The sequence below is a fragment of the Pseudomonas sp. SCPG-7 genome (assembly GCF_002156405.1).
In the GTDB taxonomy this organism is placed as follows: Bacteria; Pseudomonadota; Gammaproteobacteria; order Pseudomonadales; family Pseudomonadaceae; genus Aquipseudomonas; species Aquipseudomonas parakoreensis.
The window spans coordinates 214475-229060 of the sequence record NZ_MVOO01000006.1 but is presented as its reverse complement, the minus strand read 5'-3'; the positions used below and the strand labels follow the sequence as shown (position 1 = coordinate 229060).

Annotated in this window: 17 protein-coding genes and 2 pseudogenes; 11 read left to right on the top strand and 8 right to left on the bottom strand. The window is 52.1% G+C overall.

What is annotated here, in order from left to right; genetic code table 11:
• Positions 1-22: 22 nt before the first annotated feature.
• The 4 genes from B1722_RS14055 (at position 23) to B1722_RS14040 (ending at position 2737) form a co-directional block, all read left to right on the top strand.
• On the top strand, positions 23-580 hold the full coding sequence (locus B1722_RS14055) for a hypothetical protein (RefSeq protein ID WP_086793025.1): 558 nt from the start codon (positions 23-25) through the stop codon (positions 578-580).
• On the top strand, positions 580-927 hold the full coding sequence (locus tag B1722_RS14050; protein WP_086793023.1) for an EAL domain-containing protein: 348 nt from the start codon (positions 580-582) through the stop codon (positions 925-927). Before B1722_RS14055 ends, B1722_RS14050 begins: the two co-directional genes overlap by 1 nt.
• Before the next feature lie 223 nt (positions 928-1150).
• Positions 1151-1666, top strand: a complete 516-nt coding sequence (locus B1722_RS14045) for a hypothetical protein (RefSeq protein ID WP_086793021.1) — start codon at positions 1151-1153, stop codon at positions 1664-1666.
• Between the two features lie 276 nt (positions 1667-1942).
• Positions 1943-2737, top strand: a complete 795-nt coding sequence (locus B1722_RS14040) for a hypothetical protein (RefSeq protein WP_086793019.1) — start codon at positions 1943-1945, stop codon at positions 2735-2737.
• Positions 2738-2756: 19 nt separating this feature from the next.
• Here B1722_RS14040 and B1722_RS29855 read toward each other — a convergent pair.
• The 3 genes and pseudogenes from B1722_RS29855 to B1722_RS14020 form a co-directional block, all read right to left on the bottom strand.
• Positions 2757-2965 (bottom strand): annotated as a pseudogene (locus tag B1722_RS29855) (hypothetical protein).
• Between the two features lie 264 nt (positions 2966-3229).
• Entirely contained in the window at positions 3230-3835 is a 606-nt protein-coding gene (locus tag B1722_RS14030) for a hypothetical protein (protein ID WP_176393376.1), read from the bottom strand.
• 595 nt (positions 3836-4430) lie between these two features.
• Positions 4431-4988 (bottom strand): hypothetical protein, encoded by a 558-nt coding sequence (locus B1722_RS14020; RefSeq protein ID WP_086793014.1) that lies wholly within the window; start codon positions 4986-4988, stop codon positions 4431-4433.
• Between the two features lie 297 nt (positions 4989-5285).
• Here B1722_RS14020 and B1722_RS14015 point away from each other — a divergent pair, with 297 nt between their 5' ends.
• The 3 genes and pseudogenes from B1722_RS14015 to B1722_RS14005 all read left to right on the top strand — a co-directional run.
• Complete coding sequence (locus tag B1722_RS14015; protein ID WP_086793105.1) at positions 5286-5753, top strand: transcriptional regulator; 468 nt, start codon at positions 5286-5288, stop codon at positions 5751-5753.
• A gap of 327 nt (positions 5754-6080) precedes the next feature.
• Positions 6081-7082 (top strand): metallophosphoesterase, encoded by a 1002-nt coding sequence (locus tag B1722_RS14010; RefSeq protein ID WP_086793012.1) that lies wholly within the window; start codon positions 6081-6083, stop codon positions 7080-7082.
• Between the two features lie 68 nt (positions 7083-7150).
• A pseudogene (locus B1722_RS14005) lies at positions 7151-7759 on the top strand (histidine phosphatase family protein); the annotation flags it as partial.
• A 301-nt stretch (positions 7760-8060) separates the two neighbouring features.
• On the opposite strand, the gene B1722_RS14000 reads toward B1722_RS14005, so the two are convergent.
• Positions 8061-8309, bottom strand: coding sequence for a CsbD family protein (locus B1722_RS14000; RefSeq protein WP_058419426.1), 249 nt, complete (start codon positions 8307-8309; stop codon positions 8061-8063).
• Between the two features lie 186 nt (positions 8310-8495).
• Here B1722_RS14000 and B1722_RS29845 point away from each other — a divergent pair, with 186 nt between their 5' ends.
• Together B1722_RS29845 and B1722_RS13990 are read left to right on the top strand one after the other, a co-directional pair.
• Positions 8496-8705 (top strand): hypothetical protein, encoded by a 210-nt coding sequence (locus B1722_RS29845; protein ID WP_086793010.1) that lies wholly within the window; start codon positions 8496-8498, stop codon positions 8703-8705.
• Complete coding sequence (locus B1722_RS13990; protein WP_086793008.1) at positions 8702-9187, top strand: hypothetical protein; 486 nt, start codon at positions 8702-8704, stop codon at positions 9185-9187. Before B1722_RS29845 ends, B1722_RS13990 begins: the two co-directional genes overlap by 4 nt.
• A 52-nt stretch (positions 9188-9239) precedes the next feature.
• Here B1722_RS13990 and B1722_RS13985 read toward each other — a convergent pair whose 3' ends face one another.
• The 3 genes from B1722_RS13985 to B1722_RS13975 all read right to left on the bottom strand — a co-directional run bounded on the left by B1722_RS13985 (position 9240) and on the right by B1722_RS13975 (position 11870).
• Positions 9240-10349, bottom strand: a complete 1110-nt coding sequence (locus B1722_RS13985) for an FAD-dependent oxidoreductase (protein ID WP_086793006.1) — start codon at positions 10347-10349, stop codon at positions 9240-9242.
• The gene (locus B1722_RS13980; protein WP_086793004.1) at positions 10331-11020 is read right to left on the bottom strand and encodes a cupin domain-containing protein; all 690 of its coding nucleotides are present in this window, start codon (positions 11018-11020) and stop codon (positions 10331-10333) included. Before B1722_RS13980 ends, B1722_RS13985 begins: the two co-directional genes overlap by 19 nt.
• A gap of 76 nt (positions 11021-11096) precedes the next feature.
• On the bottom strand, positions 11097-11870 hold the full coding sequence (locus tag B1722_RS13975) for an SDR family NAD(P)-dependent oxidoreductase (protein WP_086793002.1): 774 nt from the start codon (positions 11868-11870) through the stop codon (positions 11097-11099).
• 185 nt (positions 11871-12055) lie between these two features.
• Between B1722_RS13975 and gcvA the strand changes: the two genes are divergently transcribed.
• Together gcvA and B1722_RS13965 are read left to right on the top strand one after the other, a co-directional pair.
• Positions 12056-12970: a transcriptional regulator GcvA gene (gcvA, locus tag B1722_RS13970; protein WP_086793000.1), complete on the top strand. Its 915-nt coding sequence runs from the start codon at positions 12056-12058 to the stop codon at positions 12968-12970.
• Positions 12971-13087: 117 nt separating this feature from the next.
• On the top strand, positions 13088-13663 hold the full coding sequence (locus tag B1722_RS13965) for a TetR/AcrR family transcriptional regulator (protein WP_086792998.1): 576 nt from the start codon (positions 13088-13090) through the stop codon (positions 13661-13663).
• Positions 13664-13751: 88 nt separating this feature from the next.
• Here B1722_RS13965 and B1722_RS13960 read toward each other — a convergent pair whose 3' ends face one another.
• Positions 13752-14462 (bottom strand): DMT family transporter, encoded by a 711-nt coding sequence (locus B1722_RS13960; protein ID WP_176393375.1) that lies wholly within the window; start codon positions 14460-14462, stop codon positions 13752-13754.
• Between the last annotated feature and the right edge of the window lie 124 nt (positions 14463-14586).

The following is a 14586-nucleotide window of genomic DNA, read 5'->3' as shown; positions in this document are numbered from 1 at the left end:
GATCGGCTCACCCTTGCTAGGAATGTCTTTGAAGCTCCTAAATAGCATTCGGAACCTAATCAGCCCCGACCGCCGCCCCGAGCGAGAGAAAACTCGAGAACGTGAGTTCATCCTGGCAGCGAACAGCCTGAAGACCCTTTCGGTCACCGACCGGGGTGGCATGTCTATCGACCCCGAAGAGCTCCGTGACCAGATAATCGCCGCACGTGAGCAGCTGAAGCATCTCGTTCACAAACCTGGCACACCTGGCATAACGTTAAATGTATCGGCAGACCTCAAGGTGGCTCAGGAAACGAATGACGCCGTAGAGGCTGCTGTGGAGCCACAGGACTGCATTGAGGTGGTGGCTTGGCGTAGGCTGCCAAGGGGCGCTGCCGGGCGCTACGTTTGCCTCCAGTCAACTACTACGGGGAGATTCGCGGTTGCGACAGCCAGGCTGTTCTCGATGAGCGAGCAGAGCCTGCCGTCGTGGATGGAGGCCAATACAGACAGGCAGGTCGCCAATGCCATTCAGAATGCTGAACTCCGGTGGTTTACGACCGTAAGTGACGCCATGGATGCTTGGGATGCAGAGCTCTGATGCCCCTGCACTTTCAGTTAGGGCATGTCCCTGCGGGTAATTTCAGCCTGTCTTACCTATCGACGTACGAGCTCGACTTTTTGAAGATCGACAGGGCATTTGTCAGCGAGATCGGCAGCAATCGCGTCAGTAAGCCTCTCTTGTTTAACATTATCGAAATTGGCCGCCCGCAGGGGTTACAGATGATCGCTGAAGGAGTGGAGAAAGAGGAGCAGCGTGACGTCCTGGTTGAAGCTGGTGTTCACTTGGCTCAGGGGTGGCTCTTTGGCAAGCCTATGCCTATCAACGATTTTCGAAATTTCATACGCGACAATAGTGCGGCATCTCAAGGCGATGCTCAGCTTTAGAGTCATCCCGAGCACTTTTAATGCGCCCCATCCTAGATGGAGCGTATTACTTCACAATTTGAAAGGTTGAGCACTTCATCTCAGACCTGGTGGTTAATCGAGGGCATGCTTTCAAGTCGCGCAAGGCGTTAAAAGCAATGAATGCAGGCTTCGCTGAAAGAGAGCTCAAGCAGGCATTGAAACGAATTTCAGATCTATCGAATTTACCGTGGGGATTAGACTTATGATTTACGACCGAACTTATAAAACCTTGACATCAGAAAAGATTGCTTTTTGTTCCGCAATGTATGCGTTGCTCTCGTTGATAATTTCCAATCTAGTAATGCGATTTCTTAATAATCAAGAAATAGTCGTGGCTGCCGTACTTTTTGTAATTGTTAGTGTGTTTTTTTCATTGTGGGCATTGCGTCAATCGCACCGCAGAATAAAACTCAATAAGCTACCATCCGACTATATAATCAAGATTTTATACCTTGTTAAAAAAGAAAGCAGATACGGCCAAGAGGACTACTCACAAGAGTGGCATACATATCAAGCCTCGTTTAATGCAAAAGCAACAGACGCAGTGTTTGAAGAGTTTGCAGGCCTCAAGATTGAGCCCCAAGAATATTTCACTTTTGTACTTGCTGAAAACCTCATAACGGCAACCGCAATCAACATCAATAATTCAATATCTATCAAGCTTTCAAAAAAAGGTTTGGAAAGGCTGGAAATATTTGAAAAGTCTGAGAAATGGTAGCATTGATCAAAGCTCTGCGGCGCAGAGCTTTGAATGGCGTTTCAACGGCAATAATTGACGATGCCTGTTGCGGCTGGACGTTGGAAATGAAGTGCTGAGTCGACCCTGTGGTCAATCGATAGCCTGTCGTCAGTCGGCATCAGGCCCCTCCGTCGTTACCAGTGGTTTCAGCAAAACTTAACTTGAACTGCTGATAGTCATGGGGCATCGCTGTAGATAGGATGAGTTGTCGGACGAGCAAAGCTTGTAGCATCACATAACGAAGGAATAAGGAATATGAACTCTGAATTGATGACCACCGCAGTGTGCTGGGAGGTGGGCGCCAACGTGTCGGCAGAGTACGCAAAAGACAACTCCACTTTCTATTATTTTTGTCCTGAGCAGAACTGCTTGGAAAAGGTCGTCCCAGCGCAAAGGAACAACAAATTTTTTAGGGCGCCAAACAGGCATGTCACGGGATGTAAGAATGAAAAGGAATCCATTGAGCAATCCAATGTACAGGGAGAGCAAAAAAAAGTTGCAATGGCAGTAGCACCCACGATCATCCCAAGCCACTTAGGCGCAGTTCCTGCTACGAAAAAAAAGGCCATGCCTACGCGAGCACAAATGCTTGCGCTTGCCCAACAAGTTAAGAGCTCTCCAGCAGTCCACCCTGGCACGCTACAGGAAGTTGTCGATGCTTGGAGAGTTTTGAGCATGAACGAACGAGTCGAGCATCAGCTCTATATAGAAAATGAGCCATTCAATTACTTTGATGCATTCGTTCCATTGAGTCACGCTGGGGAGGATATCAACTCAGTAAACTGGAATAATAACATTGTTTTTGGAACTGCATCGGTTAACTTATTTAACGGCTCGTTCTATATCAAAACGTTCAGCAAGTTTTCCAGTGGTGCTAGCAGAGCACAAATCCGGGTTAGAGTCAGGTCGAGCGAACCCTATTTTAACCTCCTGGTAGATGGCAATAAAGTGACGCTATTTCTGCGCACTTCCATGCCGACCCTAGACGCCAGAAATAAATTCTTTGAAATTCAGCCCTCGACGCTCTACAGCGGCTTCGCTATTGGCTAACAACACCGCGATAAGGGGCTCAACTGCACCAAGGGCCCCAAGTCGGTGGGTTTTCGACTATATCAATCGACGTGCTGAGGTCGTACTGCATTTGCTCAAAGACCCGTTCAGAGTTGGATGGGCATTTGACTATTTGAGTGTGCTCAACAACTGCAGCAGCTCCTTACCCTTCGCTAAGGGCATTTGAATGTCGCAATAGACTGTGTCGTCATCGTCTGTCATTCCCATCAAAAAAACCTCGCAGTATGGTGTTGGCCTCTGTTCCCGCCACCGGCATTAGGCCGTGCCCCTTCGGGGAGAGGCTGTCGTAAACCGAGCCTTGGCGCAAGCGCCGGCGTCTCGGCCCTTCGGGCTTCCATCCCACACGCCTGCGCGCTCTGCTTGCCCTATCCTGCTGCATAATTGCCTGGCTTCGGATCGGGCTGTCAGACAAGCTGAGCTACATCCAAAACTCACAGGAATCAGAGCTTTCGTAAGTTGAGGGGAGGTAGTTCAATCTTTGAAAAAAGCACGACAGGCGTTCATCAAAGCAGTTGCGTCATTCAAAGTTCGGTGTCGCTTGGTTGTCGGCAGTCGCCGGTATATTTCACTGGCAACCTCCCGGCCCACAAACACCTCCAAAGGCTTCAACTTGAAGGTAGGTATCAGATCTGCTGCCTCGTAGAGCACATCGAGCCAAAAACCGTCCTGAGGTGAATCACTGCAAAGAACCTGCCCTGAAAACAGCTGATTCATATTTCTCGCGACAGCGGCTGGGGTATCACCTTCCTGATGTAACTGATCTTGTGTGAGACCGTGCATGTCTTGTGCGTCAAACGACCAGTGCGTCCAGTAACGGGCCGGCTTTATCAACGAACTGAAGGAGGTCTTACTCGACACGACGGCGACCTCAATGGGATAGCTCTCAGGAGCGATTCCAGAGGCTTCAAAATCAATAAAAAACGAGGGCCGTTCCACCTTGCTGCTCCTGTTTTGAAGGCTGCGATTTTCAGCGGCTCCACCGACTGCTTGTGTGCTTGCGCCGCCATCGCTCGAATCAGCCGCTCTAGCTGGTAGCAGCCTGTGCAGCACGGTGATTTTGCAGATGCTCCATCTCACGCTTCCATTCAGTCACAAATTTATCCCAGTCTGTGGCGTAGGGCCCATCAGGAACTCTTGTCGACCCGATGCTTGCCTGATGGAACCGCTCCCTCCAGGGTTGCGGAATAGTCTGCTCCAAAATGATGTCGATTCCGGAGTTATGACGCATTACCGAGACAGAGTTACGAACCTCAACGAGTTCAAGCGGCTTATCGCTACAGGGGGTGTCACTTCGCTCTTGATCATCGAGATCATTGAGAATGGCAAGGAGGTCTGATGCGTTGGGATCACCAGGGTGGAAGGTGGCAAGCGCCCACAGAACCCTTCGCCTAGTTCTCTCACGCTCCCGGAGTAAATTGCAGGTCATTTGAGCCTCCTTCTCACAAAAGCAGGGTGGTGGTTATGGCGTGCCGCCTTCGGCGGATGGCTGGCGTGAACCGAGCCGTGGCGAGCCATGTCTCGTCCCTACGGACGTCCATCCCACACGCCTGCGCGCTCCGCTTGCCTGCTGAACTGCACGGTAAGGATAGTCCTGCGCAGCAAACCTGGATTCTGACTGCGCTCTCTAGCGAGGGGGCAAGCGTTGCGCATACCCCACCCAGTGCTATCCTTTTTACTTATAAAACTTACTGAAGCGGCTCGAAAGAGTTGCTGGCTCAATGGTTTTCCAGCTTTCTGGATCCGCCGTAACGCTGAACATTAGCCAGGCCCGCCACAGGAAAAAAGCAGCGACGATACTCGCTTCAATTGTCGCAAATACAGTAGTGTTATACATGTAATTCGGATCATCTTTGCCAAAGAGCATCAGAACTGGAAATATTGATGCAAACCAGCCTGCAACGAATGTCAGGCAAAAAGCTATAGCAGCCGTAAATGCCATAAAAATAGGCACTTGATATCTATAGTGAGTCGCGAACATTTTTTCGCCGCTCTCTTTCTGAAGTCCATATATAAAACCGTCGTTTTCTTCTTTTTTTCTTTTATTTTTAAAAACGCCGTACAACGTCACATTTTCGCCAGCCTCCATTTCTTCGTAAAGCTTATTCGTCAGCTGTAGTTTCGGTATCACGGCCCCATTAATACTGATGGTAGCCTTATACCCCCCACTTATACGATCCGTATGCCGAACGTAATCCACTTTCCCCGAAAACTTCACGCAATCAAATTTCATTACTACCTATCCCTGCCTTCGCTTAAAAAACGCATTCGGTTCATGCCAGGAAGCCTTCTATGATGGTTGCAGGTAGGCATGCGGAGGCTATTCAATGCACGCTCTATGGAGCGGCTCGCATCAAGGCCACCGAGCCATGTGCCACCAGCCCGCTCTCTTGATCAAACCATCGCTCCTGACGCCGTGACGCCTTGATCACCACTGCCTGACGAGCCTAATGCCACGATAATATCACTATGATCTGTTTATCGAAACATGCTCCCCGTGGCTCTATCCTCGCTTTTGGGGATCCGACTCATGAATCTGAAGGAAGCGCTGGCGGGGGCATTACGCGGAGCCCGTGCACACCAAGGGTTGAGTTACGAGGATCTGGCGGGAGCAACGCATAGAACGAATGTAGCGAAGCTTGAACAGGCCAGGACGACGCCGACGCTGGAGAAACTGGACGAGATCGCTGACTACTTGGGCCTCGACCTTTTGACTATGGTCACTCTTGCCATCGCTGCGCAGGGTGAAGAACTTCCATCTGAGGCTTTGCAACGTACTGCCCTGCGAATCAGGGAATTCGAGATGTCTGGAGGGTGGCAGTTGGTAGAGGAGCAATTCCGTGATGGAAAGCTCATCAAGCGCTCCCAGGGTAAGCCTAAGCAGCCGCTTAACGCGGATTACGTTCGAGCCCTGAAAGCGCAAGGTTTCGACAGAAAAATAATCGCTGAAAAGCTCGGCATCGCCAGAAGCACAGTCCAAAAATACTGGAATACATAAGCCCGCAGAACATCAGCAATCCTGCAATTTAAGCAAATCGCGGTTTATGGCGCGCCCTATCGGGTCGGCTGTCGTAAACCATGCCATGGCTGACGCCAAGTCATGGCCCTTTGGGCTTCCATCCTCGCGTCTCCGGCCTTACTGGCCTGCGCGCTCCGCTTGCTCTGGTTATTTCCGTCGGCGGAAGATACTCCAGGGATACCTCAGCAGTTCGCAATGGAGTGTAGTCATCCTGTCTGTCCATATTTCTGTTGGAAGGTGCAGTTGCTGGGTGGACAATACGGGTTTGGTCACCTGGTAGGTGGCCATTGAGGAAGGAACCCGCGCATGAGTCAAAAAGTCCTGAGGCTTCCCCGGAACGAGGTCGGTCGCGACTTCGTCGTCGGTGACATCCACTTCAAGACGATTGATCTTCATAAAGGATTGTTGAAGCTAGGTTTCGACAAAGTTATCGACCGAGTCATCGCAGTGGGTGACGTCATAGATCGCGGGCCTGGAGTCCTCGACGGGCTGAAGCTTCTTGGTGAGCCGTGGTTCTTCACTGTTCAAGGTAACCATGAGCAGATGCTTATCAATGCTTACAGGGAAAACCCCAGCGCTCGTTACGTAGCTCATGGTGCAGGCTGGTGGTCGACCATAGCCGACGAATCGAAAGAAATGATAATTGGAAAGCTTGAGAGCCTTCCATCCGTCATAGAAATCGAGTCGCCTCGCGGCTTAGTGGGCGTTGTTCACGCGGACATTCCTGCCGGGATGTCATGGGTCGAGTTCACTCGCGACATATCAATCCCTGCTGTCGAAGAAATCGCGCTGTGGGGGCGCGAGCGGATCAAAAAGCACCATCGAGAGGGTGTCAAAGGGGCTTGGCGCGTATGTACCGGGCACACTTGGATTCCAGCGCCTGTACGACTAGGAAACGTTCTGGCACTCGATTGCACGGGAGGGGGTGAAGGGCCACTCGCTATTTATTGTGTTCAGGAGGATACGATTTATGTGGAGGGGCGCCGCGTGTCTCTTGACCAGTCGGATGTCGTTACCGAGCTGCTGGACGAACTTGAACGGACGGCGGGCCGTCTGAACGCAGCCGCCCATTCCAATAAGCTAATTGAATCGCAAAGCTTGAGCCAAGAGGCCGACGAGTTGGCTCGTCGAGTGAACACTACCTGGCTGACTTTACGTTCGGAAATTGGCGAATCTCAGAAGTTGCTTAACGCGCTTCACGGACTTAGCCTGCTCACCGGGGAACGAAGGGTAGCCAAGCTCGAAGAGCTGAAATTCAAGCATGCAGGCACTCAGATAGAAGGGCTGCTTTCGAGACTTCTTGATTGAAGGTTCAGCACCAGTAATGTTGGGGATCTTATAGAAATGATGGCCGAACCTTTGCGAGTAATTGGTCAATGAAGCATGTGAGGCTAATCCGTCACGGAGAGAGCGCTGCGAATGCGGGCCAAGCCACTTTAGATCACTCGACCATTCCTCTCACTCCGAAGGGATTTGAGCAAGCGCACCTGGTGGCTCTGTCGTTCAACCATCCTCCGGCTCTGATCGTTGCCTCGCCTTTCACCCGAGCGCATTCAACCGCTATGGCGACCGCAGCGGTGTTTCCTCATATCCCTTTTGAAACTTGGCCCATCCAAGAATTCACTTACCTTGAACCCGCGCGGTGCACTAGCACAACCGTCGCTGATCGGCGCGAATGGGTGGAGGCGTATTGGGCCAAAGCAGATCCTGGTTTCACGGATGGTGAAGGCGCTGAGTCATTTCTAGATTTCATAGCTAGAGCTCAGTCTTTCCTGGAGCGTCTTGCTGAACATCCGGCCCGAGACATCGTAGCGTTTTCGCATGGTCAGGTTATCAACGCTGTAGCCTGGCTGATTGAGCGCAAGCCTCTCGGCATCGATGGCGGAGCTATGGTGGACTGGCGTGAGTACGAGATCGCGAACCACGTGCCCAATTGTGGTGAGTGCCTGCTTGCAAAAGCACACGACGAAGCCGGTTGGAGAGTGAGCCGGTCAGCCCCTAAGGAATCACGAATGGATGCAACTTGGCGAGTATCAGGCAGAGCATATCAAGTCGCTCGTGATCCTGAGCGCCTGCTCATTGAAGAGCGCGCTGAGGCTCTCTCAGCGGCAGGCTATCCAACGCCAGACGATGATCCGGCTATGTACGCCGAACAACGGTTGGAGGAGGCTAAAGCGGCTATAAGCCTATCGTCCCCACACCCTCCTGGTAGAAAAGTGTAGCGGGAGTGCGAGGGGAGTGACGTTAGCAAGAGGTGTCACCTGGCTGGAGACACCTCCTAAACGTTCAACGACGAAAAATGCGATTTATCAGGATCAACGCTGCAGCACCAATCGCGAGTGCGGCTACTGGTTTTTCTTTAACGAACGTGGATACGCTATCCAGTGTATCGCCGTAGGTTTTAGTCAGCTGACCAGCTGCTTGATGTCCCGCACCTTCAGCTTCCATCTTCGAATCACCAATCAGTTTTCCGACCGCGCTCTGCGCCTTGCCGGCCAGCTTTTCTGCTACACCTTCTACCTGCTCGCTCTTCATGATTCATCAGACCTTCGTGTGTAAATAGGACGCTCAGGTTCGACCTGAGCTAGCGGCTATCTGCACAGGATTAGGGGCATGGTCGTCATGATTAGTTCAAAGTTGCTGAGCACCGGGAGCTACCCGTAAGACACTTGCTGACTCATCTCTGAGCTATGCTGGGTCGTGATCAAGGAGTCCAAGTAGATGCCCGGTGAATACTCGCTGTCAGACGTTCTGGAAAGGATGTACCAGAATCAGCTCGCTCTCGAAGCTGCGCTCATGGAGCTAACCCTCCAGGTGGAAGCCCAAGGACATACGGAAGTTGGCGACAACGTTCGTGGCGCGCTTTACGCAATTGGTGAGAACGCTGGCCATATTAAACAGGGTCTAGCGCGCCTCCAAAAGCTCCCATGAGGAAGCCGCTCTTTGATTTTGATCTCAAACGCGTTTCGCTTGAGCATTACATTACTGGCAAGGCTGCTATCAATTTCCCGCACCCTGAAAGCACCACTGGCGGATGGCATTTCCTGTCCTACTTCGACCGGGATTCGGGTGTGGTAAAGGTCTCGTTGGCAGGCATTCATTACCCTGATACCACCGAATTTTTCGGTGGGGCTGGAGTCATCGACGTAACCGACAAGGTTGCAAAGCAAGGCTGGTCGGAAGACGGTAAAAGGCTGTTCATGGCGGATCACTGCAGAGCTGCAGCAGACATGATTGTGAGATGGGCTCTTAGCGACTCCGAGCACTGCAATGTCGAGATTGATGAGTGGTTCCCTGCTCGCGATGACAAACAGGGGCTTCTGAGGCTTCTCGCTTTAGCAAAACCTAAGCTTACCGATGCAGGCAGGCTGCAAAAAATAGAAGCCTGGCTCAGCTCGCAGTGGCGTGAGTGATGCGCTTAGAATTCTTCGCGCGAAATGGCCGAGTCCCTCAGCACGATCAACTCTATTTTTGAAGCACGAGGTGCACGCCTAACGCAGCTGATTCGATGGCGCCTGCGATGTAACCTGGAAATTGCGGTGACCACTCACTGCCGATGCCAATCAACCTCCCCGCCCAAGGAGAGGAATCGACTGATGCGTCCAAGCTGATTGGGTGTTGCGCACCATCGAGTAAATCTTGAGCAACAGAGGTGAGAGGATCTTGTGCCCAGTCTTTGAGAAATTCAGCCACAGGCATAGCCGCTCCAGGCCCGAATAGCAGCACCAACTGAGCCCTACACATTGCCTGCAACTGTTCTTTAGGCATTACATTTCGCGTAGCCGCCGGGATGCCTATAAATCCGAACAGCGCGGCATGCCCACCAGGTGATGAGGCGTCATGAATCTCCACCATAGGGCCTACTGCACTCCTCGCTTGTCCCGACAATCCCGTTTCACTCCAGAACGCGGATTCGAATACAGCAACGTATTTGGCGTGAGGAGCCATCCAAGTAGAGGTATTTCGCCATTGGCGAACAACCGATGTAGGGAGTGCTGGTAAGAACTGAATATCTTGAGCCAAGAGTCTGGGTGGGGCAGCTAGAAGAACTTTCTCGACTGCCCATGACTCTCGATTGCCATCTGGGCTTTCACACTCTACTTGCATGTGATGCTCCCTGGCGTGGATACGACGAACTGTCTGCCCTATGCGCACGTTATCGGGATGTACCCCGGTAGCAAGCGCATCGACTAATGCAGTCATGCCTCCAAGCAAGCGTATCGACGCCGGCGACGAAAAGTACCCTGTCGTGCGTGCAGGGATCACTGCGTCTCTCTCAATTAGCATGTCGCCCTGTGTAGGCTGCACGAAGCGCACCAAGCCAAGCTCGGTTATCAGTTTATCGAGCTGTGGTTGGTAATCGGGCCAGAACCAGGAGGGCCCTAGGTCGAATCGATTGGTCTGAACTGGCAGGGCTTCGTCTGTACTCGCGAGTCCTACAGATAGAACCCTCCCACCAAGCCTCTCACGGGCTTCAAACAGAACGTAGTCAGAAATGCCTTGGGATTGGAGTAGATACGCTGCGTATAGACCACTTATACCGCCGCCGATGATCGCTATGCGAGCTTGGTGCATGGTACTTCCTCGCTTGAGGTATCGATCAAATCCCCATCTCTGAAGTAAACCGTACATCCCTTGGTCGACGCATTTAGCTGCCGGTATTCTCCTGGCGGAAAACGCAACCAACTGCCAGCCTCGTAACTCTGCCCGTCCTCAACCAAACTTCCAGACAAGACCAGAATTTCGGCGTTCTCAACGATGTCACTGAACAGCTGAACACCTGCCGGGAGGCGCACCAGAGAAACAGTCTCGCAGGCACTGGTATGTAGCAGGCAAACCTCGCGGTCTGCTGCTTTTTGCCATGCATCTGGCCGTCGTGTATCGATCCGCACTTTAAGCTGCTCATCAGCAGACATCTGCCAAAGCTTCACGAAAATTACCGTGCCTTCAGGGCTGGAAGGAGCGTGACTGGAACCTGGAGGGTTGCGCAGATAAGAGCCTGTGGGATAGCTGTCTTCGTCGTCCGCAAACGTACCGGAGAGGACAAGTATTTCCTCTCCGCCGGGGTGTTGATGAGGAGAGAAGCTGGCGCCTGCTGAGTAGCGAACAATACTCGTTGCCCGAGCTCGCTCGCCGCCGACTCGATCAAGTCTGACGCGCTCTACGCCCGGCTGTGGCGACGCCACCCAGTCGTAGTCGTGGGCGCCGACAGTAGCGCGCTGGTTGAAGTCAGCATTGATGAGCACGAGAGGGGTGTCTCCTAGGAATTTTAAAAACTAGAAATCGAGCATGCCGGCCTAAGCAGGCAAGCCCGAACTCATATCAGTTGCGACCGGCCATGACGCCGCCGTCTACGTCCCAGATAGCACCGGTGACCCAACTGGCCTTGTCAGAGAGCAGGAAGACAACCACCTCGGCGACATCTTCAGGAGTACCTACTCGTCCGATTGGATGGAAGCTATTGAAGCCCTGCAGCGCTGCATGAACTTCAGCTTTAGGAATGAAACCTTCGTAGATCGGGGTCTTTACCACCGCAGGGGATACGGCATTGACGCGGATATGCTTGGGTGCAAGTTCCATTGCCAAGTGCTGAGTCAGCGAGTGCAGACCAGCTTTCGCCATCGAATAGGCAGAGGACGGAGTGGCAGCGATTGCCTGTTTGCCCCACATGGAGCCGATGTTAACGATAGCGCCGGGATTCTCCTTTGCGACGAGGTTGGCAGCGACTTTTTGTGTGATGAAGAAAGAGGCTTTGTTCAGTTGCATGTACTGATCGTAATCAGCGTCCTGGTGCTCCAGGAAAGGCTTGGGGAAGAATACGCCCGCCGCGTTCACAAGCAGATCGACGTCCGCGTGGCGCTGGTCAATTTCCTGCAACAACTTCGCGAGGCTTTCTGGATTGGTCAGGTCTGCTGTTAGTGCGGTTACAGCCCCTATTGCGGATAGCTCCCGGCGAGCTTGTTCGGTTTTTTCTGCGCGGCTGCCCACAATTACGACGTTGCCGCCTTGCTGTAAGACGAGGCGAGCGGTTTCAAACCCCATGCCACTGGTGCCGCCCACGACTAACAATTTCTTTCCGATAAATTGTTTGCTCATTTGAATGCTCCAAAAAGGGTGATTGAGGCCATGCAGGAAACCGAGAGCCGTTTGCCAGCCTAGAGGCTCACCCCTAAGGGGCTAGCCACCGATTTGCTGCTGAGGTACGAGTGAATTATTGGCTTCTACCGGGAATTGAACAAACGAGATAAAGTGTCAGAACGATAAAGAAAAGGTTTACCGCTATGGTTGCCCCCGTTCATCTCAACGCATTGAGGGCCTTTGAAGCCAGCGCTCGGCATCAAAGCTTTTCTGCTGCAGCGGAGGAATTAAATGTCACCCCCGCAGCCGTGGGGCAGCTAGTACGCACCCTTGAGCAATGGTTAGGTACGCCTCTGTTTCATCGAGGCACCAGCGGCAAGGCACGGTTGGTGGCTACGGAATCCGCTGAGCGAGCACTTCCCGACATTCAGGCCGGATTCGAGCGGCTTACGTTAGGGGTAGAACGGATGAGGGAGCATTCACCTAATGGGGTTCTAACCGTCACGGTCAGTCCTGCCTTCGCTGCCAAATGGTTGTTGCCGCGAATAGAGCGTTTCCATATGGCTTGGCCAGATACCGACGTTCGACTTGATACGCAACTCAAAGCGGTGGATTTCCTGGCTCAACGAATAGATATCGGCGTCCGATATGGTGCCGGCGAGTGGCCAAGCCTTATCGCAGAAAAGCTGATGGACGAGGACATCTTCCCTGTTTGCTCCCCAAAGCTGAAAAACACTCCGGATTGTTTGAGCACTCTGGCCGAATTGGCCAATCAAACGCTGATCCACGACCTATCGATGGACGAAAGCGCCGGATTCACTACCTGGGAAACCTGGCTGAGCTTGGCTGCGGCGAAAAATGTACCGACGCGCCGGGGTATGAAAATCAACAACAGTGCAGCCGTGCTTCAAGCTGTGATAGACGGTCAAGGTATCGCGCTCGCGCGCAGCGTTATGGCCAGAGATGATTTGGCTGCAGGCCGGCTAATTCGCTTGTTTCCAAATGTTCAGGTTGCCTCGCCGTTGGCCTACTACGTTGTATATCGTCCTGAATGTGCGAGCCTGCCGAGGTTGAAAGCGTTTCGAGATTGGCTATTTGAGGAAGTTCATTCGGCTTAGGGCGTGCACTCGAAGTCGGTATGAAGGATAGGTAGCTCAGCGCAGCGTTCGGTGAACGCTGTCTTATGAGGTGTGACTAATTTATGATGCCAGGATGATAAATTTGGATGCAGCATCATGAGTACACGTTCAGACCTTTTGACCAGCGCTGAGATTCTGCTGCGAACGAAAGGCTACGCGGCCTTCAGTTATGCCGACCTTGCGGACGACATCGGCATCAAGAAGGCCAGTATTCACCATCACTTTCCCACCAAGGAAGGCATGGCAATTGCCATCGTCGAGAGCTATCTGTTCCGATTCAGGAAGCAGTTGGAAGCTATCAATGATGAGAACGTTGGCATCGTTGACCGGTTGAAGGCGTTTGCGTTGATGTTCGCGCACAGCAGTGAAAACGGAATGCTTCCGCTCTGCGGGGCTTTGGCCGCTGAGCTTTTGGCGTTGCCTGAAAGCCTTAAAGCAATGACAAAGGATTTCTTCGAGATCCATCTAACTTGGCTGCAAGATAATATTAAGCAGGGCCAAGATCAGGGTGTGCTCAAGCCCGAACTGGATCCGGTAAAAGTTTCAAGGTTCATATTGAATGCCCTGGAAGGTGCAAGCTTTGTATCTTGGGCGATGAGCGATGACTACGAGAAATCTTCTGGAATTGATTTGATTCTGGCCGGACTTCTGCGTTCTGACGCTAAGAATTGATTTGACTTCATTGAAGGGGCGACGGTGTCTCGTCGCCTCATTCGCTCCATTATTGATACCGTATTTAAAACGACACGCGGACAACCTTTCACTTTAGTTGAATTACTACGCGCTTATCGCTAAGTATTAGCCCAATTCCTCCAAGTACAGCCAGTGATGTAAGCGCTAATCGAATAGTCAGGCTTTCATTCAAAATGAGCACACCTGCGAGCGATGCCAAAACTGGAACGCTTAGCTGTATGGTTGCCGCCTGAAACGACGAAAGCGAACGCAGCACTGCGTACCAGATAGCATAACCAACTCCTGAAGCAATCGTCCCCGACGCAATCGCGCAAAGGACACCTGAAATGTCTATTGAAAGCTGATTTGCGAAAGGAATTGTTGCCAAAAACATCATTGGGACGGCTCGCAGGAAATTCCAAGTAGTAGATGCGAGTGGATCATTCGATTGTTTGCCAATTAACGAGTAAACGGCCCACGCGATGCCAGATAACAACATAATCCCCGCGCTAGCCAGCGGAGGCGACGTGGCACCTGGTAGTAGAAGAGCAATCAAACCTCCAATAGCAAGGATGAGGCCTGTAATGGCTACAGCATGCATCCTTTCGCCTTTGTAAAAACCGTATCCAAGCATGGAGAGCTGGACGGCACCGAACAAAATGAGCGCGCCTGTTCCTGTGTCCAGGTTCAAATACGCATATGAAAAAGCAAAGGCGTAAGCGAACAGGGTGAATGCACCTAACCAGCTCCCAGCGGAGCGGGAAGAGTTGCCTCTGATTGTTAGGATTACCCAGAGCATAACGGCTCCGCTCAACAATCGAATAAGTGTAAAGGACGTAGGATCAATTTCGGTATGACGAAGCGCCAAGCGACATAGAACCGAGTTGGCTGCAAAAGCCAACATTGCTAGCGTGGTGAGGACG

What these genes read in the sequence shown, in the direction of transcription:
- B1722_RS14045 (WP_086793021.1), top strand. Translation starts at nt 1,151, where the DNA reads ATGATTTACGACCGAACTTATAAAACCTTGACATCAGAAAAGATTGCT.
- B1722_RS13965 (WP_086792998.1), top strand. Translation starts at nt 13,088, where the DNA reads ATGAGTACACGTTCAGACCTTTTGACCAGCGCTGAGATTCTGCTGCGA.
- B1722_RS14040 (WP_086793019.1), top strand. Translation starts at nt 1,943, where the DNA reads ATGAACTCTGAATTGATGACCACCGCAGTGTGCTGGGAGGTGGGCGCC.
- B1722_RS14050 (WP_086793023.1), top strand. Translation starts at nt 580, where the DNA reads ATGCCCCTGCACTTTCAGTTAGGGCATGTCCCTGCGGGTAATTTCAGC.
- gcvA (WP_086793000.1), top strand. Translation starts at nt 12,056, where the DNA reads ATGGTTGCCCCCGTTCATCTCAACGCATTGAGGGCCTTTGAAGCCAGC.
- B1722_RS13975 (WP_086793002.1), bottom strand. Translation starts at nt 11,870, where the DNA reads ATGAGCAAACAATTTATCGGAAAGAAATTGTTAGTCGTGGGCGGCACC.
- B1722_RS14055 (WP_086793025.1), top strand. Translation starts at nt 23, where the DNA reads ATGTCTTTGAAGCTCCTAAATAGCATTCGGAACCTAATCAGCCCCGAC.
- B1722_RS29845 (WP_086793010.1), top strand. Translation starts at nt 8,496, where the DNA reads ATGCCCGGTGAATACTCGCTGTCAGACGTTCTGGAAAGGATGTACCAG.
- B1722_RS14010 (WP_086793012.1), top strand. Translation starts at nt 6,081, where the DNA reads ATGAGTCAAAAAGTCCTGAGGCTTCCCCGGAACGAGGTCGGTCGCGAC.
- B1722_RS13960 (WP_176393375.1), bottom strand. Translation starts at nt 14,462, where the DNA reads ATGCTCTGGGTAATCCTAACAATCAGAGGCAACTCTTCCCGCTCCGCT.
- B1722_RS13990 (WP_086793008.1), top strand. Translation starts at nt 8,702, where the DNA reads ATGAGGAAGCCGCTCTTTGATTTTGATCTCAAACGCGTTTCGCTTGAG.
- B1722_RS14015 (WP_086793105.1), top strand. Translation starts at nt 5,286, where the DNA reads ATGAATCTGAAGGAAGCGCTGGCGGGGGCATTACGCGGAGCCCGTGCA.
- B1722_RS14020 (WP_086793014.1), bottom strand. Translation starts at nt 4,988, where the DNA reads ATGAAATTTGATTGCGTGAAGTTTTCGGGGAAAGTGGATTACGTTCGG.
- B1722_RS13985 (WP_086793006.1), bottom strand. Translation starts at nt 10,349, where the DNA reads ATGCACCAAGCTCGCATAGCGATCATCGGCGGCGGTATAAGTGGTCTA.
- B1722_RS14000 (WP_058419426.1), bottom strand. Translation starts at nt 8,309, where the DNA reads ATGAAGAGCGAGCAGGTAGAAGGTGTAGCAGAAAAGCTGGCCGGCAAG.